At 73.7% G+C, this 19,542-nt stretch carries 20 protein-coding genes; 12 read left to right on the plus strand and 8 right to left on the minus strand.

What is annotated here, in order from left to right; translation table 11 throughout:
• Positions 1–94 precede the first annotated feature (94 nt).
• The 3 genes from ACFY0X_RS11765 to ACFY0X_RS11775 all read left to right on the plus strand — a co-directional run bounded on the left by ACFY0X_RS11765 (position 95) and on the right by ACFY0X_RS11775 (position 4,140).
• Entirely contained in the window at positions 95–2,608 is a 2,514-nt protein-coding gene (locus ACFY0X_RS11765; protein WP_387752348.1) for a germacradienol/geosmin synthase, read from the plus strand.
• A 143-nt stretch (positions 2,609–2,751) separates the two neighbouring features.
• Positions 2,752–3,549 carry a VOC family protein gene (locus tag ACFY0X_RS11770; RefSeq protein ID WP_387752355.1) on the plus strand — a complete coding sequence of 266 codons (798 nt, stop codon included), beginning with the start codon at positions 2,752–2,754 and terminating at the stop codon, positions 3,547–3,549.
• 81 nt (positions 3,550–3,630) lie between these two features.
• Positions 3,631–4,140, plus strand: a complete 510-nt coding sequence (locus ACFY0X_RS11775) for a DinB family protein (RefSeq protein WP_387752359.1) — start codon at positions 3,631–3,633, stop codon at positions 4,138–4,140.
• Positions 4,141–4,235: 95 nt separating this feature from the next.
• Here the strand turns inward: ACFY0X_RS11775 and ACFY0X_RS11780 are convergent, their stop codons facing one another.
• Positions 4,236–4,931, minus strand: coding sequence for an ArsR/SmtB family transcription factor (locus ACFY0X_RS11780; protein WP_387752362.1), 696 nt, complete (start codon positions 4,929–4,931; stop codon positions 4,236–4,238).
• A 163-nt stretch (positions 4,932–5,094) separates the two neighbouring features.
• Between ACFY0X_RS11780 and ACFY0X_RS11785 the strand changes: the two genes are divergently transcribed.
• Both ACFY0X_RS11785 and ACFY0X_RS11790 read left to right on the plus strand, forming a co-directional pair.
• Positions 5,095–6,561 carry a hypothetical protein gene (locus ACFY0X_RS11785; protein WP_387752364.1) on the plus strand — a complete coding sequence of 489 codons (1,467 nt, stop codon included), beginning with the start codon at positions 5,095–5,097 and terminating at the stop codon, positions 6,559–6,561.
• Positions 6,558–7,331 carry an isocitrate lyase/phosphoenolpyruvate mutase family protein gene (locus ACFY0X_RS11790; RefSeq protein ID WP_387752366.1) on the plus strand — a complete coding sequence of 258 codons (774 nt, stop codon included), beginning with the start codon at positions 6,558–6,560 and terminating at the stop codon, positions 7,329–7,331. The genes ACFY0X_RS11785 and ACFY0X_RS11790 overlap by 4 nt, the downstream gene beginning before the upstream one ends.
• Before the next feature lie 106 nt (positions 7,332–7,437).
• Here the strand turns inward: ACFY0X_RS11790 and ACFY0X_RS11795 are convergent, their stop codons facing one another.
• Positions 7,438–8,202 (minus strand): TetR/AcrR family transcriptional regulator C-terminal domain-containing protein, encoded by a 765-nt coding sequence (locus ACFY0X_RS11795; RefSeq protein WP_387752368.1) that lies wholly within the window; start codon positions 8,200–8,202, stop codon positions 7,438–7,440.
• A 229-nt stretch (positions 8,203–8,431) separates the two neighbouring features.
• Here ACFY0X_RS11795 and ACFY0X_RS11800 point away from each other — a divergent pair, with 229 nt between their 5' ends.
• Positions 8,432–9,946 (plus strand): MFS transporter, encoded by a 1,515-nt coding sequence (locus tag ACFY0X_RS11800; protein WP_387752371.1) that lies wholly within the window; start codon positions 8,432–8,434, stop codon positions 9,944–9,946.
• A gap of 128 nt (positions 9,947–10,074) precedes the next feature.
• Here ACFY0X_RS11800 and ACFY0X_RS11805 read toward each other — a convergent pair whose 3' ends face one another.
• Both ACFY0X_RS11805 and ACFY0X_RS11810 read right to left on the minus strand, forming a co-directional pair.
• Entirely contained in the window at positions 10,075–11,403 is a 1,329-nt protein-coding gene (locus ACFY0X_RS11805; RefSeq protein WP_387752374.1) for a S28 family serine protease, read from the minus strand.
• A 162-nt stretch (positions 11,404–11,565) separates the two neighbouring features.
• The gene (locus ACFY0X_RS11810) at positions 11,566–12,429 is read right to left on the minus strand and encodes a helix-turn-helix domain-containing protein (RefSeq protein WP_387752377.1); all 864 of its coding nucleotides are present in this window, start codon (positions 12,427–12,429) and stop codon (positions 11,566–11,568) included.
• 186 nt (positions 12,430–12,615) lie between these two features.
• On the opposite strand from ACFY0X_RS11810, the gene ACFY0X_RS11815 reads away from it, so the two are divergent.
• The 5 genes from ACFY0X_RS11815 (at position 12,616) to ACFY0X_RS11835 (ending at position 17,071) form a co-directional block, all read left to right on the plus strand.
• Entirely contained in the window at positions 12,616–13,392 is a 777-nt protein-coding gene (locus ACFY0X_RS11815; RefSeq protein WP_387752379.1) for an SDR family oxidoreductase, read from the plus strand.
• Positions 13,393–13,502: 110 nt separating this feature from the next.
• Positions 13,503–14,489, plus strand: a complete 987-nt coding sequence (locus ACFY0X_RS11820; RefSeq protein ID WP_387752382.1) for an aldo/keto reductase — start codon at positions 13,503–13,505, stop codon at positions 14,487–14,489.
• A 436-nt stretch (positions 14,490–14,925) separates the two neighbouring features.
• The gene (locus ACFY0X_RS11825) at positions 14,926–16,122 is read left to right on the plus strand and encodes a PP2C family protein-serine/threonine phosphatase (RefSeq protein WP_387752385.1); all 1,197 of its coding nucleotides are present in this window, start codon (positions 14,926–14,928) and stop codon (positions 16,120–16,122) included.
• A 156-nt stretch (positions 16,123–16,278) separates the two neighbouring features.
• Complete coding sequence (locus ACFY0X_RS11830; RefSeq protein WP_387752388.1) at positions 16,279–16,770, plus strand: DUF5994 family protein; 492 nt, start codon at positions 16,279–16,281, stop codon at positions 16,768–16,770.
• A gap of 55 nt (positions 16,771–16,825) precedes the next feature.
• Positions 16,826–17,071, plus strand: coding sequence for a hypothetical protein (locus ACFY0X_RS11835; protein WP_387752390.1), 246 nt, complete (start codon positions 16,826–16,828; stop codon positions 17,069–17,071).
• Between the two features lie 69 nt (positions 17,072–17,140).
• On the opposite strand, the gene ACFY0X_RS11840 is transcribed toward ACFY0X_RS11835, so the two are convergent.
• From ACFY0X_RS11840 to ACFY0X_RS11850, 3 genes are all read right to left on the minus strand, one after another.
• Positions 17,141–17,749, minus strand: coding sequence for a DUF5994 family protein (locus tag ACFY0X_RS11840; RefSeq protein ID WP_387752393.1), 609 nt, complete (start codon positions 17,747–17,749; stop codon positions 17,141–17,143).
• A 146-nt stretch (positions 17,750–17,895) separates the two neighbouring features.
• The gene (locus ACFY0X_RS11845) at positions 17,896–18,063 is read right to left on the minus strand and encodes a hypothetical protein (protein ID WP_167352938.1); all 168 of its coding nucleotides are present in this window, start codon (positions 18,061–18,063) and stop codon (positions 17,896–17,898) included.
• 30 nt (positions 18,064–18,093) lie between these two features.
• On the minus strand, positions 18,094–18,450 hold the full coding sequence (locus ACFY0X_RS11850; RefSeq protein WP_387752395.1) for a PRC-barrel domain-containing protein: 357 nt from the start codon (positions 18,448–18,450) through the stop codon (positions 18,094–18,096).
• A 126-nt stretch (positions 18,451–18,576) separates the two neighbouring features.
• Between ACFY0X_RS11850 and ACFY0X_RS11855 the strand changes: the two genes are divergently transcribed.
• Positions 18,577–18,828 (plus strand): hypothetical protein, encoded by a 252-nt coding sequence (locus ACFY0X_RS11855; protein WP_387752398.1) that lies wholly within the window; start codon positions 18,577–18,579, stop codon positions 18,826–18,828.
• Between the two features lie 39 nt (positions 18,829–18,867).
• Here the strand turns inward: ACFY0X_RS11855 and ACFY0X_RS11860 are convergent, their stop codons facing one another.
• The gene (locus ACFY0X_RS11860) at positions 18,868–19,446 is read right to left on the minus strand and encodes a DUF5994 family protein (RefSeq protein WP_387752401.1); all 579 of its coding nucleotides are present in this window, start codon (positions 19,444–19,446) and stop codon (positions 18,868–18,870) included.
• Positions 19,447–19,542: the final 96 nt, after the last annotated feature.

Here is a 19,542-nt window from a genome sequence, read left to right on the forward strand (position 1 = left end):
GTCATTTCATATGACTGTTTCTGTTGTGCCGGTGCGGTGAGCTGACGGCGGGTCATCCTTGGTCCACTCGACGTGTCCAGAAAGGCTCGCAGCCGTGACCCAGCCGTTCGAACTGCCGTCCTTCTACGTGCCGCACCCGGCACGTCTCAATCCCCATCTGGAGGAGGCGCGGTCCCATTCCACCGGCTGGGCCCGGGAGATGGGGATGCTGGAGGGCTCCGGGATCTGGGACCAGGCCGATCTGGAGGCCCACGACTACGGCCTGCTCTGCGCGTACACCCATCCCGACGCCTCCGCCGAGGCGCTGTCGCTGGTCACCGACTGGTACGTGTGGGTCTTCTTCTTCGACGACCACTTCCTCGACATGTACAAGCGCACCAACGACCGCGAGGCGGGCAAGGCCCACCTCGACCGGCTGCCGCTGTTCATGCCGGCCGATCCGGCCGCCGCGCTGCCCGAGCCGGAGAACCCGGTCGAGGCGGGGCTGGCCGACCTGTGGCGGCGCACCGTGCCGGCGATGGGCGAGGACTGGCGGATCCGGTTCGCGGAGAGCACCCGCAACCTGCTCGACGAGTCGCTGTGGGAGCTCGCCAACATCAACGAGGGCCGGGTGGCCAACCCGGTCGAGTACATCGAGATGCGCCGCAAGGTCGGCGGCGCCCCCTGGTCGGCGCAGCTGGTCGAGTACGCGGCCGGTGCCGAGGTGCCCGCGGAGGTGTCGGGCTCGCGGTCGCTGCGGGTGCTGATGGACGCCTTCTCCGACGGGGTGCACCTGCGCAACGACATCTTCTCGTACCAGCGGGAGGTGGAGGACGAGGGGGAGCTGAGCAACGGCATCCTGGTGCTGGAGCGGTTCCTGGAGTGCTCCACCCAGGAGGCCGCCGACGCGGTCAATGACCTGCTCACCTCGCGGCTCCAGCAGTTCGAGAGCACCGTGTTCACCGAACTGCCGGTGCTGTTCGCGGAGACCGGGCTCGATCCGGCGGGCCGTGCCCGGGTGATGGCGTACGTCAAGGGCCTCCAGGACTGGCAGTCCGGCGGGCACGAGTGGCACCTGCGGTCCAGCCGGTACATGAACGGCGGTGGGGCGGCGGCGCGTTCGGGCGGGTCGGGCGAGGTGGCGCCGGGCTCGGGTGGTGGGCCGGCCGGGCTGCCGGGCGGGCCGTCCGGCAGCAACTGGTGGGACCAGTACGCGATCGGTGGCATCGGCACCTCGGCGCTGGACATCCTGCGCAGCACGGCCGCGGGGGCGCCGACGGCCCAGGCGGCCTCCGCGAAGGAGGGCGCGGCCTCGGCGGCCCGGGGGGCGGCGGGCCCGGCCCGGCGGCGGGCGCGGTCGTACGGCCACGTGCCGTACCAGGCCATCGGGCCGTCCTTGCTGCCCGAGTTCAGGCTGCCGTACGACCTCCGGCTGAGCCCCCACCTGGACGGCGCCCGGGAGCGGGTGATCGAGTGGGCCGAGCGGATGGGGCTGCTGGCGGCGGAGCCGGGCGTCCCCGCATCCGGCATCTGGGACGCCGAGTCGATGCGCGACTACGACCTCCCGCTCTGCGCGGCCGGCATCCATCCGGACGCCACGGCCGACCAACTCGACATCGCCTCCGCCTGGTTGGCCTGGGGCACCTGGGCCGACGACTACTACCCCCGGGCCTTCGGGCACACCCGCGACCTGGGCGGCGCCAAGGCCGCCAACGCGCGGCTGTCGCTGTTCATGCCGGTGGACGGCACCCCCGCGCCGGAGCCGGGCAACGCGCTGGAGCGCAGCCTCGCCGACCTCTGGGAGCGCACCGCCGGTCCGATGACCGTCGAGGCCCGGGGGCGGTTCCGGGTGGCGGTCGAGGCCATGCTGGACAGCTGGATCTGGGAGCTGGCCAACCAGATCCAGAACCGGATCCCGGACCCGGTGGACTACCTGGAGATGCGCCGCTCCACGTTCGGCTCCGAGCTCACCACGAGCCTCTCCCGGCTCGGCCACGGGAAGGCCGTCCCGCAGGAGGTGTACGACCACGGCTCGATGCGCGCGCTGGAGAACTCCGCGATGGACTACGCGTGCATGATGAACGACCTCTTCTCGTACCAGAAGGAGGTCGAGTACGAGGGCGAGCTGCACAACGTCGTCCTGGTGGTGCAGAACTTCTTCGACTGCGGCTACGAGTCGGCGGTCCGGATCGTCGACGACCTGATGCACTCGCGGCTGGACCAGTTCCAGCACGTCGCGCAGAAGGAACTCCCGGTCGTCTACGAGGACTTCGGGCTGACGCAGGAGGCCAGGGAGCTGCTCGACGGGTACGTGGGGGAGCTGGAGAACTGGCTCGCGGGGATCCTGAGCTGGCACGAGGGCTGTCTCCGCTACGGCACGGCCGACCTGGAGCGGCACTTCGGTGCCGAGCGGGACCTGGCGGAGGCCTCGCAGGCCCGGCGGGCGGCCACGGCGGCCGCGGCCGAGGCGCCGACGCCGCCCACGGCCTCGACGGCTCGCACGGTTGCGACGGCTCCCGCGGCGGTGCCGGCGCCCGCGCTGCCGCTCGGGCCGACCGGGCTGGGCACGTCCTCGCTGCGCCTGGGCGCGTCCTCACCGCGCTCGGGGGCGGGCGTGCCGCGCCCGTGAGCCGCTGAGGCCCCCCACCGGGGCGGCGCGACCCGCGCGGAGCCCAGCCCGCGCGGGCGCGCCGCCCCGTGGCTAGGCTGGCCAACCGGGGGCCGGCGCGCGTCCTCCGGCGCGCGCACTTCGCCACACACGAGGGCAGAGAGATGGCTGCGCTACCTGAGGGCACACCCTGTTGGGCCGACGCGATGTTCACCGACGTGGAGGGCGCGAAGGCCTTCTACGGCGACGTGCTCGGCTGGACGTTCGGCGAGAGCTCGTCGGAGTTCGGCAGCTACACCCAGGCGTACTCGGACGGCAAGGCGGTCGCCGCGGTCGTGCCGCCGATGCCCGGTGCGGAGGCCGAGTCCGCCTGGTGCCTGTACCTGGCCTCGCCGGACGCCGGAGCCACCGCGGCGCGGATCCGCGCCAACGGCGGCGAGGTGGTCATGGGGCCGATGCAGATCGGCGACTTCGGCACGATGGTGATCGCCAAGGACCCGGGCGGGGTGGTGTTCGGCGTCTGGGAGGCCGGGCGGCACGAGGGCTTCGAGAAGCAGGGCGAGCCCGGCGCGTACAGCTGGGCCGAAGTGGTGACCCGCGAACCGGCCAAGGCGGACGCCTTCTTCCCGGCGGTCTTCCCGTACGGCGTGGCGAAGATGGACTCCGAGGAGTTCGACTACCGGATGTTCCAGGTCGGCGACCGGCCGGTGCTGGGCCGGATGGGAGCGGAGGGCGACTTCCTGCCGCCGCAGGCCCCCTCGTACATCAGCGTCTACTTCGCGGTGGATGACACCGACGCCGCGATCGAGCGGCTGACGGCGCGCGGCGGCAAGGTGTACTTCGGGCCGACGGACAGCCCGTTCGGCCGGTTCGCGGCGGTCGGCGACCCGCAGGGTGCGGCCTTCGGGCTGATCGACCTCGGGCGGACGGTCGGCGAGCCGCCGAAGACGGTGGACGTCTGATGGGGCGGCCTGCGGGGCGGCGGGCCGCGGGAGGACGGTCCGCGGGGCGGCGGTCTGCCGAGCGACGGATCGCGGTGGGCCGTGGGTGAGCGCGAGGAACTCGCCGAGACGCTGGACAAGCACCGCGACCTGCTGCGACGTACTGTCCGGGACCTCACCGACGCGCAGGCGGCCGAGCGCACCACGGTCAGCGAGCTGTGCCTCGGCGGCCTGCTCAAGCACGTGGCGGCGGTCGAGGCGCGCTGGGCGCGGTTCATGACCGGCGGCGCGGAGGCGATGCGGGGCCGGAACGGGGAGCACGGCCCCGACGACGCGGACACCTGGGCGGCCCAGTTCCGGATGGTGGAGGGCGACACGCTGGCCGGGCTGCTCGCCGAGTACGAGCGGGTGGCGCGCGGGACGGACGAGCTGATCCGGACCCTGCCCGACCTCGGCCTCGCCCACGAGCTGCCGCCCGCGCCCTGGTTCCCGCCGGGCACGGCCTGGTCGGCCCGGCGGGTGCTGCTGCACCTGATCGCCGAGACCGCGCAGCACGCGGGGCACGCGGACATCATCCGGGAGTCGCTGGATGGGGCGAAGTCGATGGGCTGAGTGGGCTCCGGTGGTGGTCGGCCGGCCGGCCGGGCAGCTCTCGCCGGTGGTGGTCGGCCGGCCGGTCGGACAGCTCTCCGCCGCCCGGACGACCGTCAAGGCAGCTCCACGCCCAGGAGTTCGCGCAGCGCCCGGCCGCCGTCCGGGGTGACCCGCAGGGCCCGGCCGGAGCCGATCCGCTCCACCCAGGCCCGGTCCAGCGCGGCCCGGCAGAGCGCCGCGCCCAGCGCCCCGCCCAGGTGGGTGCGGCGTTCCGTCCAGTCCAGGCAGCCGCGCACCACCGGGCGTCCGCCCCGGCGGCCCGCGCGCGGCGGCAGCTCGATCGCCTGCGCGGCCAGCCAGTCCCGGCCGCGCTCGGTGACGGCCAGCCCGCCCACCTCGGTGACCAGGCCGTGGGCGAGCAGCGCGTCCGACACGGCCACGCCGAGGCGCCCGGCCAGGTGGTCGTAGCAGGTACGGGCGCGGGCCTCGGCGCTCAGCCGGGTGGCCTCGCCCAGGCTGCGGGGCGCGGCCGCGGGGCGGGGGCCGGACTCGGCGAAGACGGTGAGGTCCTCGATCAGCGTGGCCACCGTGGGCGTGGCCAGCCGGACGTACCGGTGCCGGCCCTGCCGTTCCTCGGCCAGCAGCCCGCCCGCGATCAGCCGGGACAGGTGCTCGCTGGCCGTGGACGGCGCGACGCTCGCGTGCCGGGCCAGTTCGCCGGCGGTCCAGGCACGGCCGTCGAGCAGTGCGGTGCAGAAGGCGGCGCGGGTGGGGTCGGCGAGCAGGGCGGCGAAGGCGGCGAGCGTCATGCCTCCATGGTCGGGGCACGGGGACGTTTCGGGGGACGGGTGGAGGGGCGGACGAGGAGGCGGATGAGGGGCCGCGTGGGGGAGCGGAGCCGGGGACATGCCTCCAGGGTCGCCCCGGCACGGTTCGGCCGGCGCCGAAACGACCCGGGGCCACGATGGCGGCATGAGCGAAACCACGGTGGTCTCCGACCCCGCGACCATGACCTTCTCCCGCTACGAGGACGTGACGGCGGCCCTGGCCGACCCGGCGCTGGTCCCGCTGCCCGCCGCGCCCCTCGCGCCCGGCGCCGGCCCCGGCACGGTGGCCTGGCTGCGGTCCGCCGTCGCCCGGTTCAGCTCCGGCGAACCGCACGCCCGGCGCCGGGCGCTGGTGCTGGCCGACCTGGAGCGGCTGGACCCGGCCCGGCTGCGGGTGGCCGCCGCCGGGGGCTTCGAGCCCGACGTGCGGCTGCGGGTGGTCCGGGTGCTCGCGGCGGAGCTCGGCCTGGCCGACCCGGAGGCCGTGGCCCGGGACGTCGCGGCGGTGTCCCGGGCGTACTTCGCCGACACCCCGGCCGGCCCGGCGGGGGGCCCGGCGGCGGACCCTTCGGCGGACGCGGCGGTGGCCCGGCTGCTACCCGCGATGGGGGACGGGGACGAGGAGTCGGCCGCGAACCGGATCGGCCTGCTCGTCCAGGCCTGCGACGCCACCGCCGCGCTGGTCGAGGCCGCCCGCCGGCACGGTGACGGGCCGGCCGGCGTGCTGCGCTCGGACCCGCCGGTCCGGACGATGCGGCGGCTCGCCGCCCGGGCGACCGAGGTCGGCGGGGTCGCGGTACCGGCCGGGACGCTGGTCCTGCTGGACATCGCGGCCGCCCAGGCCGGTGCGCCGGAGGGCGTCGCGCTCACCTTCGGCGCCCCGCCCCGGAGCTGCCCGGGCCGCTCGCAGGCCCTGGCGATCGCCGAGGGCATCCAGTACGGCGCCTCCGATCCGGCGGACACCGAAACGCCTCCGGCGCCGGACCTCGGCAAGGCCGAACTCGCCGCCCTGGTACCGGAGATGGTCGACCACGTGCTCGCTCGGGCGGCCGGCTGGACGGCCTGGGACGGCCGCCCGACCGTCAACGGCGACGGCCGGACCTACGCGCCGCACAAGGCACTTCGCCGCATCACCGACCATCTCATCGACCACCTCGCCGAGTTCGAGGCCCGGCTGGCCGGCGAGCCGACCGAGCCGGACCGCTGGCACGCCTCCGGCATCACCACCCCGGCCGACCTCGCCCCGTTCACCATCGCCGACCTGGACGAGGCCCGCAGCCGGCTGACCCGACTGGCCGGGATCTGGTCCCGGCGGGTCGCCGCGCTGCCGGACGAGCGGCTGGACGACTCGCCGGGGACGGGCTGGAGCTTCCGGCAGATCGTCTGCCACGTCTCCGAGGCCGGGTACTACTACGCGGACTCCCTCGGGCACCTGGCCGACCAGGCAGGCGGCGCGACTGAACCGGCCGAAAGCGCGACTGAACCGGCCGAAGGCGCGGCGAACACGACCGGCGGCGCGGCGAACACGACCGGCGGCCCGACGGACGTGACGCGCGGCCCGCTCGGCGCGACCGGAGACCTCGCGAACGACCCGGTGGAGACGGTCCGATGACCCCCTTCGCCGCCCTGCACCACCGCCCCGGCCGGCCGCTGCTGCTCCCCAACGCCTGGGACCACGCCTCGGCCGTCGCCCTCGCCGCCCAGGGCCACCCCGCGATCGGCACCACCAGCCTGGGCGTGGCGGCCGTCGCCGGTCTGCCCGACGGTGCCGCCGCGACCCGTGCGGAGACCGTACGGCTGGCGCGCCGACTCGGCCGCCGCGGCTTCCTGCTCAGCGTCGACGTGGAGTCCGGGTTCAGCGACGACCCGGACGAAGTCGCCGAGTTGGCAATGGAGTTGGCGAGCGCCGGAGCGGTCGGCATCAACCTGGAGGACGGCCGGACGGACGGCACGCTGACCGCGTCCGCCCGGCACGCCGCGAAGGTCGCGGCGGTGAAGGCGGCCGTACCGGAGCTGTTCGTGAACGCCCGCACCGACGCCTACTGGTGCGGCCGGGACGCCCCCGAAGCGGAGGCGCTCCGGCGCCTGGACGCCTACCAGCAGGCGGGCGCGGACGGTGTGTTCGTCCCCGGCCTGGCCGATCCGGCGGTCATCGGCCGGCTGGTCGGCGCGGTCGCCGTCCCGCTCAACATCCTCTGGACGCCGGGCGGCCCGGGCCTCGCCGAGCTGGCCGCGCTCGGGGTGGCCCGGGTCAGCCTGGGCTCGCTGCTGTACCGCGCGGCGCTGGCGGCGGCGGTGGCCACGGCGGCAGCCGTCGCGGCGGGCGAGCCGGTCGGGCCGGTGCCGGGCTACGCGGAGGTGCAGGCGCTCAGCGGGAGTTGAGCGGGTCCGCCCCGGGGCGACGCCGCCCTGCCGGTCGAGAGCGAACCGGAGCGCCAGTACGGCGTCGCCCCGGACGGCCGCACTCGACGGAGCCGGGTGCGGCCGCTCAGCCCCGGCGCCGGACGGCCAGGGACGCCTCGACCCCGTCCAGGATGACGTTGATCCCGCGGGCGAAGCCCTGGTCCCGGCCCGCGGCGACCTCGTCCGGCACCTCGGTGGTGTACAGCCGGTGCAGTCGCGGGAACTCCTTGGTGGCCTCGATGACGGCGGGCAGGAGCCGGTTCATCCACTCCTGCTCGTCCTGGCCGCTGCGGGCCAGCGCGCGCACCCAGGAGGCCTCCACGCAGGCGGTCCCGATGGTGTAGCCCATCACCGCGCTCATCGCGTCGTTGGCCTCGCCGGTGTCGAAGCCGGCCGTCTCCATCACGGCCAGGAAGGTCTCGGAGAGCCGCATCCAGTTGGGGCCGAGGTAGATCATCCCGACGTCGCCGATCACCGAGACCATCCAGGGGTGGCGCATGACGGCCGCGCGCATGCCCTCGGCCAGCTCCATGACCTTCGCGCGCCAGACCTCGGACGCCTCGCAGCCCTCGGCGTTGGGCTGGGGAAGGCCGCCGAAGATCTGGTCGACGACCAGGGCGAGCAGCTCGTCCTTGTTGGCGACGTGGGTGTACAGCGAGGTCGCGCCGGCGTTCAGGCGGGCGGCGAGCTTGCGCATGCTCAGCGCCTCGATGCCGTCCGAGTCCAGCAGCGCGAAGGCCTCGGAGACGATCTGCTCGCGGCTGAGGGCGGGCTGTTCCCGCCGTCGCTGCGGGCGGTTCCACGGCGTGGGGATGCCGGGGGGCGTTCCGTCCTCTGATTTGGCCGTCATCGGACTCTCCTCACCAGTCGTCCGGACCGGGTCCGGTCCGTGGCGCCGCTCGCCACAGGTTCATGCGAACAGTGTACGGCGGAGCGAACGCTGTGCGGAGATCGAACGGCGTACGGCATTGCGAACAGTGTGCGGTGTCCGTACAGTGTTCGGAGCGGCGCACACCGTTCCCCTGGGGACGGAGGGCGGTGTGCCCGCACCGAATCCGTAGTCCGAAGGGGGAAACGCCGTGGAACGGCATCCGCAGCGCTGGCTCATCCTGGTCGTGCTCTGCCTCAGCAGCCTGGTGCTGGTGATCGACAACATGGTGCTCACGGTGTCCATCCCGCCGATCGCGGAGGACCTCAAGGCCGGGGCGCAGGACATCCAGTGGATCATCGACTCGTACATCCTGGTCTTCGCCGGCCTGCTGCTCACCTCGGGCAGCCTCTCCGACCGCTTCGGCCGGCGGAAGGTGATGATCGTCGGACTGGTGCTGTTCGGTGCCGCCTCACTGGTCGCCGCGTACGCCGGCAGCCCCGGTGAGCTGATCGCCGGGCGCGTCCTGATGGGCGTCGGCGGCGCGCTGGTCATGCCGAGCACGCTCTCCATCCTGATCACCGTCTTCGACGACGAGGAGCGCCCGAAGGCGATCGCCGCCTGGAGCGCGGTGGCCATGATCGGCCTGGTCGGCGGTCCGGTACTGGGCGGCGCGCTGATCGCGCACTTCTGGTGGGGCGCGGTCTTCCTGCTCAACGTGCCGATCGCGGCGGTCGCCATCGTCGCCGCGATGCTGCTGATGCCGGAGTCCAAGGGACCGTGGCGCCGCCCCGACCTGCCGGGCATGGTGCTGTCGATGGTCGGCATGACGGCGCTGGTCTGGTCGATCATCGTGCTGCCCCGGGACGGCTTCACCAGCGCGAGCACCCTCGGCGCGCTCCTGCTCGCGGTGGCCTCGCTGGCCGGCTTCGCCGTCCGGCAGGTCCGCACCGACTCGCCGATGGTCCCGATCAAGCTCTTCCGCAACCGGGTCTTCACCGGCGCCAGCTTCTCGCTCGTCCTGCTGACCTTCGCCACCGGCGGGCTGATGCTGGTCCTCACCCAGTACCTCCAGTTCGTGCTGGAGTTCTCGCCCACCGACACCGGCCTCGCCTTCATCCCGCTGGCCGTCGCCTCGCTGGTGTTCAACGCGCTCGGCGCGGTGCTCGGCAAGAAGGTCCCGGCGCGGGCGCTCACCTCGATCGGCATGCTGATCATCGCGGGCGGCTTCGGCCTGCTGGCCACCCTCTCGGTGGGCGACGGCTTCACCAAGGTCGCCACGGCCATGCTGGTGCTCGGCGTCGGCTCCGGCCTCGGCATGCCGGCCGCCGCCAACGCCCTGATGGGCGCCATCCCCAGCGAGCACGCCGGCGTCGGCTCCGCGCTCAACGACACCATCCAGCAGTCCGGCGCGGCGCTCGGCGTGGCCATCCTCGGCACCGTGCTCTCCAGCACCTACACCGGCGCGATGCCCGACGCCGCCCCCGACGCCGCCCGCCACGACATCACCGGTGCGCTCGCGGTGGCCGGCTCCACCGGGGACGGCGGACTGGTCGCCGCCGCCCGGGAGGCGTTCAACACCGCCACCTCCACCACCTTCACGGTGGGCGGCATCGCGGTCGTCGCGGCCGCGGCGCTCACCCTGGTGCTGATGCGCGACGGACGGAAGACCGCCGCCGCGGAGGCCGGGGTGCCGGCGGAGCCCACGGCCGAGCCGGTCGGCTGAGCCCGGCGCTTACGGCTTACGGCTGCGGCGCTCGTGCCCCGACTGTCCCGCCCCGGCTGCCTCGTGCGGCCGGGGCCGTCGGCGTCCCCGCTCCCGCCCCGCCCTGCCCCGCGCACCGCCTCCGGGCGCTACCCCGCCGCCCAGCGGCGCAGCGTGGCCGTCGCCACCGCGGCGTCGGCGGCGGGCAGTTGGGCGATGCGTGCCGCGTGGGTGCCGCCCGGCACCTGGTACAGGTAGGAGTCCCGGGTGCCCTGTCCCAACCGGAACGGCTCGGCCACCGACGGGTCGGCGGCGCCGTTGACGAACATCAGCCGGTCACCGCGGGTGCGGACCCAGCGGTCCACGTCGCGCATCGCCTGCGGCCGATAGCGCAGCGGGACGTCGCGGGGGACGAAGGTGCGCGGCTCGGTGGCGCCGGGGTGTCGGAGCAGGTCGGCCAGGTGGGCCGTCTCGACCGGGAAGTACCCCAGCTGGGTGCCCAGCTGGTAGAAGTACGGGACGAACTGGTTCGCCACCGAGTCGGCGTAGACCGGGAGTTGGGCGACGTCGGAGAGCCAGGCGTACAGCGCGTCGTCGGTGGCGTCCGGGGCCGGTACGGCCGGGCAGGCGGCCTGGCCGCGGCCCTGCCAGAACATGAACGGGGCCCGCAGCACGGCGATCTCGAAGGCCTTGTCGGCGCTGCCGACCAGCTGGAAGCCGTCGCCCCGGGAGTCCGCCCAGGCCTGGTACCCGGCGACCAGGGCGGTGCGGCGTTCCAGCAGGGCCCGCTGCGCGGCCTGGAGGGCGTCACGGCACTCGGGGGTGCCGACGGTGCGCAGGAAGTCGAGGTAGGCGGAGTCCTCGTGGTCGTCGACGTTGTTCGGCGCGGAGTAGGCGACCGAGCCGGCCACGTCCTGCGGGTAGAAGCGGCGGTGGTAGACGGTGGTCATGCCGCCCTTGCTGCCGCCGGTGGAGATCCAGGCCGCCCGGTAGACCCGGCGCAGGGCCTCCACCACGTGATGGTGGTCGGCCGCGGCCTGCCGGATGTCGAGGTCGGTCCAGTCCGCGGGCTCGGGCCGGGAGGCGCCGAAGAACCGCTGCTCGGTGCTCACCTGGTTGGCGTCCAGCAACTCGGTGGGCTCCGAGCGGAACTGCGTGCCGGGGACGGTGTATCCGCTGGTGAACAGCACGGTGGGCCGGTCGGTGCCCCGGTGCAGGAGCGTGAGGCGCTGCTCGAAGCCGCCCTTCTCCGGGTGGTCGTGGTCGGCGGGCTGGTGCAGGGTCAGGACGAAGAACCGGAACCCGGGCGCGGCCGGCTTCTCCTCCACGACGCGCAGGCCCGGCACCGCCTCGATGGCCGCCCGGATGTCGGCCGGCCCCGTCCCCTCCGCGGCCGCGGCGGGCACCGCGGCCGCGCAGGCCAGCAGGACGGCCACCCCGGCCTGAGCCAGCACCCGTCCGATTCGCCTGCGCAGCATGTTCGCCTCCCCGGTCGTCGATGCCCCGAGTCAACCGGAACGGCGGACGCCGCGGATCCCGCCGGGGCGGGGCCGTGCCTCCCTCCCGGGAGGGAGGCACGACGGCCTGCCTCGGCCGCTGCTGGACGGCCCTGCCCGGCCCGCGTGCGGAGCTGCGGGGCGTCAGCCGGTGGACGGGGCGGCGAGGTCGGGCGCCGTCCAGTTGCCCAGGAGCTGCAGTGCCCGGGCGGTGTCGGAGCCGGGTTCCACGTTGTAGACGCACAGGGTCTGCTCGGTGTCGCCGGGGACCTGGAACGACTCGTAGGAGAAGTGGAGTTCGCCCGCGACCTGGTGGACGTAGTGCTTGGCGCCGTGGGTGCGGCGCAGCACCTTGTGGTCGTTCCACCAGGTCGAGAACTCCGGGCAGCCCAGGGTGAGTTCGCCGACCAGGTCGGCGAGCCGGCGGTCGCCCGGGTAGCGGCCGGCCTCCAGCCGCAGGATGGCCACCGTCTCCGCGGCGATCCGTTCCCAGTCGCCGACGCGTTCGCGGGCCTGCGGGTCCAGGAGGTAGTAGCGGGCGAGGTTGCGCCGGGTGGCCGGCAGGGCTTCGAAGTCGGTGAGGACGGCCCTGGCGAGGTGGTTGGCGGCCAGCACGTCGGTGCGGCGACCGAGGATGAACGCCGGTACGCGGCTCAGCGTCTCCAGCATCAGGTACAGGCCGGGCCGGACCCGCTGGGGCCGGTTCGGGGTGCGGCGTGCCGCCTGCGGGTCGGGCAGCAGCAGGTCGGCGAGGTGCTCGCGTTCGGACGCGTCGAGTTGCAGGGCCTGGGCCAGGGCCGCGACGACCTCGGCGGAGGGGTTGCGGGCGCGCCCTTGTTCCAGCCGGGTGTAGTACTCGGTGCTGACCCCCGCCAGACGTGCGACTTCGTCCCGGCGCAGGCCCGGGACGCGGCGGACCCGCCCGTCGGCGGGAAGCCCGGCGAGGTCCGGCCTGATCGCGGCGCGACGGCTCCGGAGGAAGTCGGCGATCTCCTTGCTGCGGTCCATGGTCCCAGTGTGGATCGTCGGTGTCCCTCCGGGGAGCCCCAGGGTGGCCCTGCCAGTACCTGCCTGGCCAGGGCCTGTTGTGGCGCCCCGGCGGGGGCGGCGGGCTGGTGTGCTTGAGCTGTGCCCGGGAGCAGCCCGACGGCACCGACCCTCACCCCTCTGCTTCGTCCGGAAGGTACCCGCACCATGTCCACGCTGAACAACACCAAGGCACTTCAGGGCCGCGTCGCCGTCGTCACCGGAGCCTCCAGCGGCATCGGCGAGGCGTCCGCCGAGAGGCTGGCCGAACTCGGGGCCCGCGTCGTCGTGCTGGCCCGCCGGGCCGAGCGGCTCGGGGAACTGGTCGCCCGGATCGAGAAGAACGGCGGCAGCGCCGTGGCCATCGCCGCCGACGTGACCGACAAGGCGGCCGTCCAGGCGGCGGCCGACCGGGTCGAGGCCGAAGTGGGCGGCGCCGACCTGCTGTTCAACAACGCCGGCGTGATGCTGCCCGCCCCCGTCGAGGAGCTGGCGACCGACCAGTGGCAGCACCAGATCGACCTGAACATCGCCGGCCTGATGAACGTCACCGGCGCGTTCGTCCCGCAGCTGGTGCGAACCGCCGGGGAGCGCGGCGTGGCCGACCTGATCAACACCTCGTCGATCGCGGCGCAGAACATCTTCCCCAACTTCGCCGTCTACTCCGCCACGAAGGCGTACGTCACCCACTTCTCCCGCCACCTGCGCGCGGAGCTGGGCCCGAAGAACGTGCGGGTGGCCGCGATCGAGCCGGGCATCGTCGGCACCGAGCTGCAGAGCCACGTCACCGACCAGGGTGCGCGGGACTGGCTGGCCGGTTCGAAGGCGACCATGGAGTGGCTCACCGCGCAGGACGTCGCCGAGACCATCGGCTTCCTGGCCTCGCTGCCGCCGCGGGTGAACCTCCAGCAGGTCACCGTCATGCCCACCGGCCAGCTCAGCTGACCCGCACCAGGCGCGGGCCTGCCGGCCTATCGGCAGGCCCGCGTCCGCGGCGGTCGCCCCGGGGCCCGCTGCGATCGAATCCGGTATCGACCGAAATTGGAGGAGCGATCATGCGTACCCGCACCCTGGGTCCGGGCGGGCCGGAGGTGGGCGGCCTGGGACTCGGCTGCATGGGAATGAGCGAGTTCTACGGCCCCGGCGACGAGGGCGAGGCCGTCGCCACGATCAGGCGGGCCCTGGAACTGGGCGTCACCATGTTCGACACCGCGGACATGTACGCCTGCGGAGGCAACGAGAAGCTGCTCGCCGCGGCACTCTCCGGCCGCCGGGAGCAGGCCTTCATCGCCACCAAGTTCGGCTTCGTCCGGGACGAGGACGGCGCCGTGCGGGGCGTCGACGGAAGTCCGGCCCACGTCCGTCGGGCCGCGGACGCCTCGTTGCGGCGACTCGGCGTCGAACACATCGACCTGTACTACCTGCACCGTGTCGACCCGGACGTACCGATCGAGGACACCGTCGGCGCCATGGCCGAGCTGGTGGCCGCCGGCAAGGTGCGCCATCTCGGTCTCAGCGAAGTGGCGGCCGACACGATCCGCCGCGCGCACGCCGTCCACCCGATCACCGCGGTGCAGACCGAGTACAGCGTGTGGGAGCGCGGCGTGGAGGACACCGTCCTGCCGGTGCTGCGCGAGCTGGGCATCGCGCTGGTCCCCTACAGCCCCCTCGGCCGTGGAGTCCTCACCGGTCGGCTGAGCGACCCCGCCCAGCTCGCCCCCGACGACTTCCGCCGCAGCGGACACGTGCCGCGCCTCACCGGCGACGCCTTCACCGCGAACCTGCGCCTGGTCGACGAACTCAGGCGGCTGGCCGCCACGACGGGCAGCACTCCGGCCCAGCTCGCCCTGGCCTGGCTGCTGGCCCAGGGCGACGACGTCGTGCCCGTCCCCGGCACCCGGCACCGCCGCCGGCTGGAGGAGAACGCCGCCGCGGACGACCTGCGCCTGAGCAGCGCCGACCTGGAGCAGCTGAACGCGGTCGCCCGACGGGTGACCGGTGCCCGCTACGACACCGCGGAGATGCGACTCATCGACTCCTGACCAGCCGCCGCCACCTGCCGCCGCCCAGTCCGCCGACGCGCGCACCCACGGAACGACGAAGGGTGCGACCGCCGTGCGGTCGGGCCCTTCGCCCGCCCTGGTGGACAGAGGCGGAGGAGACGGGATCCGAACGCGTGAGGGGGTGCCTCCGACACGCCCTCCGCCTGTTCGTCCGGCTGTCCGGAGAGGCCCGTGTCCGCCCTGGCCTGCGGCGGAGCGATCCGTGGGCCGATCTCGGAACGGGGCTGGACGGGAGTGACCGCAGCCGGACCCGCGACCGGGGTCGGCCGTGCTCCGCGGCGGCCCGAGATCGTGACCGGGGGGCGCAACGCGCTGCCGTCGGGCGTAATGGAAGTACCGGTCCGGCGAACCGCACCGGGCTGTTCGGGGTTGATCGCGGCCGCGTCGACGGGCGCGAGGCAGGGAGGACGCGGCGGTGAGCAGCGGTGGCGAGTGCCGACCTGGCCGGGCGGAGGGATTCGGCGAGCACCTGCTGGGCGCGCTGCTCGATCAGGCCCATGAGCTGCCGCCGTGGCTCATCGGTCCGTTGGTCGCCGAAGCGGTGACGAGGGCCGGCGGCCGTGCCCCGGCCGTCCTGCTGCAGGACTACGGCCAGCTGGCGCTGGTGCCGTTGCCCGGCCGGGGACTGGCTGGCGGTGAGCCGGTGCCGATCGACGGCTCGCCTGCGGGCGCGGCCTTCCTGCGTGGTGTACCCGTCGAGGAACCGCTGGCCGACGAGGTGCGGGTGTACCTGCCGCTGCTGGACGGTGGCGACGAGGTGGGGGTGCTGGCCCTCACGCTGGACGGCGTCGATGACGACGACCGGCGGCTCCTTCGCCGGTTCGCCTGCTTGGTCGCGGACCTGCTGGTGACCAAGGCCGGCTACACCGACCGGATCTTCCAGGCCAGGCGCCTCCAGCCGATGAGCGTCGCCGCGGAGATCCAGTGGTCGCTGCTGCCACCGCTGTCGATGACCGTCCCCCGGGTCGCGGTGGCGGGCATCCTCGAACCCGCCTACCAGGTGGCCGGGGACAGCTTCGACTACGCGCTCAACGACGAGGTGCTGTACGTGGCCACGATCGACGCGATGGGCCACGGGCTGGACGCCGCGACCATGGCGACCGTGGCCATCGGCGCGTACCGGCACGCCCGGCGCGCCGACATCGGGCTGGCCGAGATCTACGCGTTCATGGACCGGGCCGTCGCGGAGCAGTTCGGGCCGGACCACTTCGTCACCGCGCAGATGATGCGCCTGGACACTGTTACCGGCCACCTGCAGTGGGTCAACGCCGGTCATCCCCAGCCGTTGCTGATCCGCGACCACGTCGTCGTCGAGCGGCTGGAGAGCGCCACCACCCTGCCGGTCGGGTTCGGCGGCGAGCAGCCGGTGATCAGCGAACGGGTGCTGCGGCACGGTGACCGGGTCCTGTGCTTCACCGACGGCCTGGTCGAGGAGCGCGAGCCCGGCGGGGAGCAGTTCGGGGAGGAGCAGCTCATCGACTGGGTCAACCGCGTCGAGCGTTCGCAGGGCGCGGTGCGGGCCGTGGTGCGCGCGCTCTCCCACGTCCTGAAGGAGAAGCGGGGCGGTCGCACGAGCGACGACGCCACCCTGTTCCTGATCGAGTGGCGCTGAGAGGGCCGGTACCCCGCGCGGGCTCTCGTGACCGGCCGGGTCGGCGAAGCGCGGGCGGAGTACCGTGGGGATATCGGGGCGGCCCGACGGCCGTTCCCCGATGGTCGGCCCTCGCCCCGTGGGGTCGGTCCGCGTCCACGGAACAGGTGGCGAGTCATGTCGGACGAACCCGGCGCCGCGCTCCCGGGACTCCTGCCGGACCGGTTCCGGCAGGCCGCGAAGCCGGGGACGGTGCTGCTACGCCTGGAGACCACACAGTCGCGCGAGGGTGCGCTCGACGGTGCGTGGTGGCCGCGTTCACGCGACGTCGGCGCCGAACTCCCCGGTCTGGTCAGGGCGTTGGCCGAACACCTCGGCCCCGTGGCGAGCGTCGGCCTGGATACGGATGCCTGGGACGACGTGCCGGCCCGGCTGGTCGTCGACGGCCGGTCGGTGCACATCGACCGGTATCCGGTCGGTGACGACACGGTGATCGTCACGCGGGGTGACCGCGATCACTTCAGCCTGCTCGTCGTACCCCCGCAGGCGAGCCGGGAGGCGGCCCTGGCCACGATGGCACGCGCGGTCGAGGCCGGCGGAACCGACTCGGCAGGGCAGATCCTCGTCGCCACCGGCATCGGTCCCGAGCCGTCGGCCGAAGCGTCCTGAGGGACGGCCCCGCAAGCCGGGTTCCTCGGGCAGACAGGAAAGGCGGGACGGAGAGATGTCCGTCTACGTGAAACTCTCGGCCGAGGCCCGGGCACCGGCGGAGCCGTCGAAGGGGCCGTTGGACATGCAGTACGAGGACGGTGCGGACGGCGTCACCTTCGAGTACGACCTGCACCCGAGCGGTGCGCTGCGCGTCCTGCGCGTCTTCGAGGACACGCCGTACCGGATCGAGGTCTGCTTCGGCCCGGGGGCGTGGCTCCAGGTCGTGGGCAGCTACCTGCGACGCGGCGCCGAGTACTGACGGTGCCGAGCACCGAAGGTACTGACGGCGAGCCGCCGGGAGCGAGTCGGCGAACGATCGGGAGCGGCGTCACCGGTGGTCGGCGGCACCGGTGGCCGGTCGGGGGCCAGTGCCGGAGCGCCCGGGCGGGGACGACGGCCCGCCCCACCGGGCGGAGCCCCAGGCCGAGACCAAGGGGTCGCGTACCGGCCAGACGATCCCCCGCCGGTCGGGCATCTTCGCGGACGGCTCGTCGGCGAGCAGTTCGCTCGCGGTCCTGGTGTTCCCGGGATCGGCGGCCTCGGCCATCAGCCAGGCTGCAGCGACGGCTCCCGTCCGCGGCGGGACGACCAGCAGGGTCAGCCGACGGGCAGGGTGCGAGCGGACCGAGATCGTGTGCTGGTCCTGCACGGCGGTGAACCAGCTCGCGTGGACGGTGTGGCTCGCATGGACGGTGTGGCCCGCGACCGGGATCCGTCGGGGGACGGTCAACCACTGGGCGGGGTTCACGGCGATTCCGGCGATCCGACCCCATCGCTCGTCCAGTTCGGCGGCCAGGGCAGGGAGTTCGGAAGGAAGGTCATGCGATCGGGGCCACCAGGCCCCGTCCAGCCGTCCGGCTCGCGGGCCGTCCGGTGCCAGGGAGAGCCGCAGGGCGGGTTCGGGGGTGGCAAGCGTCGCGCCGTCGATCACAGTCATGATCAAGGACCCGTCTCCGAGCCTGGCCGGTGCCAAGTCCGGGATTGCCGTTCGCCGGAGACGACGCCAGTGTCCGGTGCCGGCATGCGGGGTGCCTTCGGTGATGTCCAGGCTACTCCCGGTCCGGCCCGGACCCGGCACGGTACTCAGCGGTTCACAGACCGGCCACCGCGCCGGAACCGGACGGCGGAGAGTATCAGCGCGACGATCAGTACGGCGATGCCGATGAACAGCAGGTACTTCAGGCCCTCGGCGACGACACCGACCAGTCCGAGCACGATCGCCACGATGACGAGGAACAGTACCAGGGCCATCGTCGGCCTCCTTCATGGTCCGGAGGGCTCCTAGCGGCGGGCCAGGCGGCGCTCCCCGCCCGTGCCCGGTGCGTAGTCCAGCCCGTAGTGGGCGAAGACGGCTGCCTCGTCCTCGGCGGGGAGTTCGCCGTCGGTGTCGATGGCCGGGGCGTGTTTCACCTGGCTCCTGGGCCGGGGGACCTTCAGGTAACCGGGACCTACCGTCGCGTCGGACAGCGGGACGAACACCAGGCGGCGGCGGGTGGGCAGGCCGACCATGACCGTCGCGAAGAACGGCTGATCGGTCGCGGTGTCCACGTAGACGGACTCCAGCGTGCCGATCTTGTGTCCGTCGGCGTCGACCACGTCATGGCCGCGCCACTCCCGGATGTCGCCTGCCTCGAACATCGGCCACCTCCTCCGCTCCTGGTTCCATTGTGGTACCGGGGCTGCCGGTCGACATCCCCGGTCGCCCTCCGCCCGCTCGCCTCGTACGGTCGTGTCAGGGCAGGAGGGTTGTCACAGGAGGGCACGATGCAGCGCTACCGGTGGATTCTGGAGACCCAGGACGACGACGGCCGCTGGTCCCGGCAGGACGACACGACGATGTCGAATCCGCTGGAGTACGACGGTCCGCCGCAGCGGGCGGCCAACCATCTCCGGGACGTGTTCGTTCGCACCCTCTCCCGACCCGCGCCGGGCCCTCGGGCAGTCAGGGTCCGGCTCTGGGAAGGGACTGGTACCGACGGTGAACCCCAGGCCGAGACCGAGTGGTCACGCGAGTGAGCCAGCCCGGCCCCGGCCCGGGTAGCTCCCGCCGGCCGCCTACGCGGATGCCGGCCAGGAGGCGGCCCGGCTCCGGGCGAGATCGGCTCGCCGGTCGGCCTCGCCAAGCCCAATGGAGGGTGTGACGGCCGACGGCAGGAAATCGGAACCGAGTTCCGGCCCGGTCGCACCGGTGCTCGGCTCGGCGGTGAGCAGTTCGCTCGCGGTCCTGGTGTTCGCGGGATCGGCGGCCTCGGCCATCAGCCGGGCGGCCTCGACGGCGTCCGTCTGGGGCGGCACGACCAGCAGGCTCAGCCGGCGGGGGGCATAGGAACAGACCATGATCGTGTGCTGGTCCTGTTCGATGGTGAACCAGCCCGCGTGGACGGTGTGACCCGTGACCGGGATCCGCCGGGGGATGACAGGCCACTGCGCGGGGTTCACGGTGATCCGGGTGATCCGGCCCCACCGCTCGTCGATCTCGGCGGCCAGGACGGGGAGTTCGAGAAGAAGATCGCGCGAGCGCGGCCACCAGGCTCCGTCCAGACGGCCGGGCCGCACGCCACCGGGCGTGAGGGAGAGCCGTGCCGTGGAATCCGTGGCGGCGGGCGTCGTCGCACGATCGAGGGTCGTGGTCATGATCAGAGACCTGTCCCCAGGCCCGGCCGAGAGACCGGGTCCGGCATTGCCGTTCGCCGGAGACGACGCCAGTATCCGGTGCCGGCATGCGAAGTG

This window comes from Kitasatospora sp. NPDC001547, assembly GCF_042894165.1.
Classification (GTDB): Bacteria; Actinomycetota; Actinomycetes; order Streptomycetales; family Streptomycetaceae; genus Kitasatospora.

Bases quoted from the DNA above. Each gene is read 5' to 3' on its own strand.
- ACFY0X_RS11770 (WP_387752355.1), top strand. From the start codon at position 2,752: ATGGCTGCGCTACCTGAGGGCACACCCTGTTGGGCCGACGCGATGTTC.
- ACFY0X_RS11780 (WP_387752362.1), bottom strand. From the start codon at position 4,931: ATGACGCTCGCCGCCTTCGCCGCCCTGCTCGCCGACCCCACCCGCGCC.
- ACFY0X_RS11785 (WP_387752364.1), top strand. From the start codon at position 5,095: ATGAGCGAAACCACGGTGGTCTCCGACCCCGCGACCATGACCTTCTCC.
- ACFY0X_RS11790 (WP_387752366.1), top strand. From the start codon at position 6,558: ATGACCCCCTTCGCCGCCCTGCACCACCGCCCCGGCCGGCCGCTGCTG.
- ACFY0X_RS11795 (WP_387752368.1), bottom strand. From the start codon at position 8,202: ATGACGGCCAAATCAGAGGACGGAACGCCCCCCGGCATCCCCACGCCG.
- ACFY0X_RS11805 (WP_387752374.1), bottom strand. From the start codon at position 11,403: ATGCTGCGCAGGCGAATCGGACGGGTGCTGGCTCAGGCCGGGGTGGCC.
- ACFY0X_RS11810 (WP_387752377.1), bottom strand. From the start codon at position 12,429: ATGGACCGCAGCAAGGAGATCGCCGACTTCCTCCGGAGCCGTCGCGCC.
- ACFY0X_RS11815 (WP_387752379.1), top strand. From the start codon at position 12,616: ATGTCCACGCTGAACAACACCAAGGCACTTCAGGGCCGCGTCGCCGTC.
- ACFY0X_RS11820 (WP_387752382.1), top strand. From the start codon at position 13,503: ATGCGTACCCGCACCCTGGGTCCGGGCGGGCCGGAGGTGGGCGGCCTG.
- ACFY0X_RS11830 (WP_387752388.1), top strand. From the start codon at position 16,279: ATGTCGGACGAACCCGGCGCCGCGCTCCCGGGACTCCTGCCGGACCGG.
- ACFY0X_RS11835 (WP_387752390.1), top strand. From the start codon at position 16,826: ATGTCCGTCTACGTGAAACTCTCGGCCGAGGCCCGGGCACCGGCGGAG.
- ACFY0X_RS11840 (WP_387752393.1), bottom strand. From the start codon at position 17,749: ATGACTGTGATCGACGGCGCGACGCTTGCCACCCCCGAACCCGCCCTG.
- ACFY0X_RS11845 (WP_167352938.1), bottom strand. From the start codon at position 18,063: ATGGCCCTGGTACTGTTCCTCGTCATCGTGGCGATCGTGCTCGGACTG.
- ACFY0X_RS11850 (WP_387752395.1), bottom strand. From the start codon at position 18,450: ATGTTCGAGGCAGGCGACATCCGGGAGTGGCGCGGCCATGACGTGGTC.
- ACFY0X_RS11855 (WP_387752398.1), top strand. From the start codon at position 18,577: ATGCAGCGCTACCGGTGGATTCTGGAGACCCAGGACGACGACGGCCGC.
- ACFY0X_RS11860 (WP_387752401.1), bottom strand. From the start codon at position 19,446: ATGACCACGACCCTCGATCGTGCGACGACGCCCGCCGCCACGGATTCC.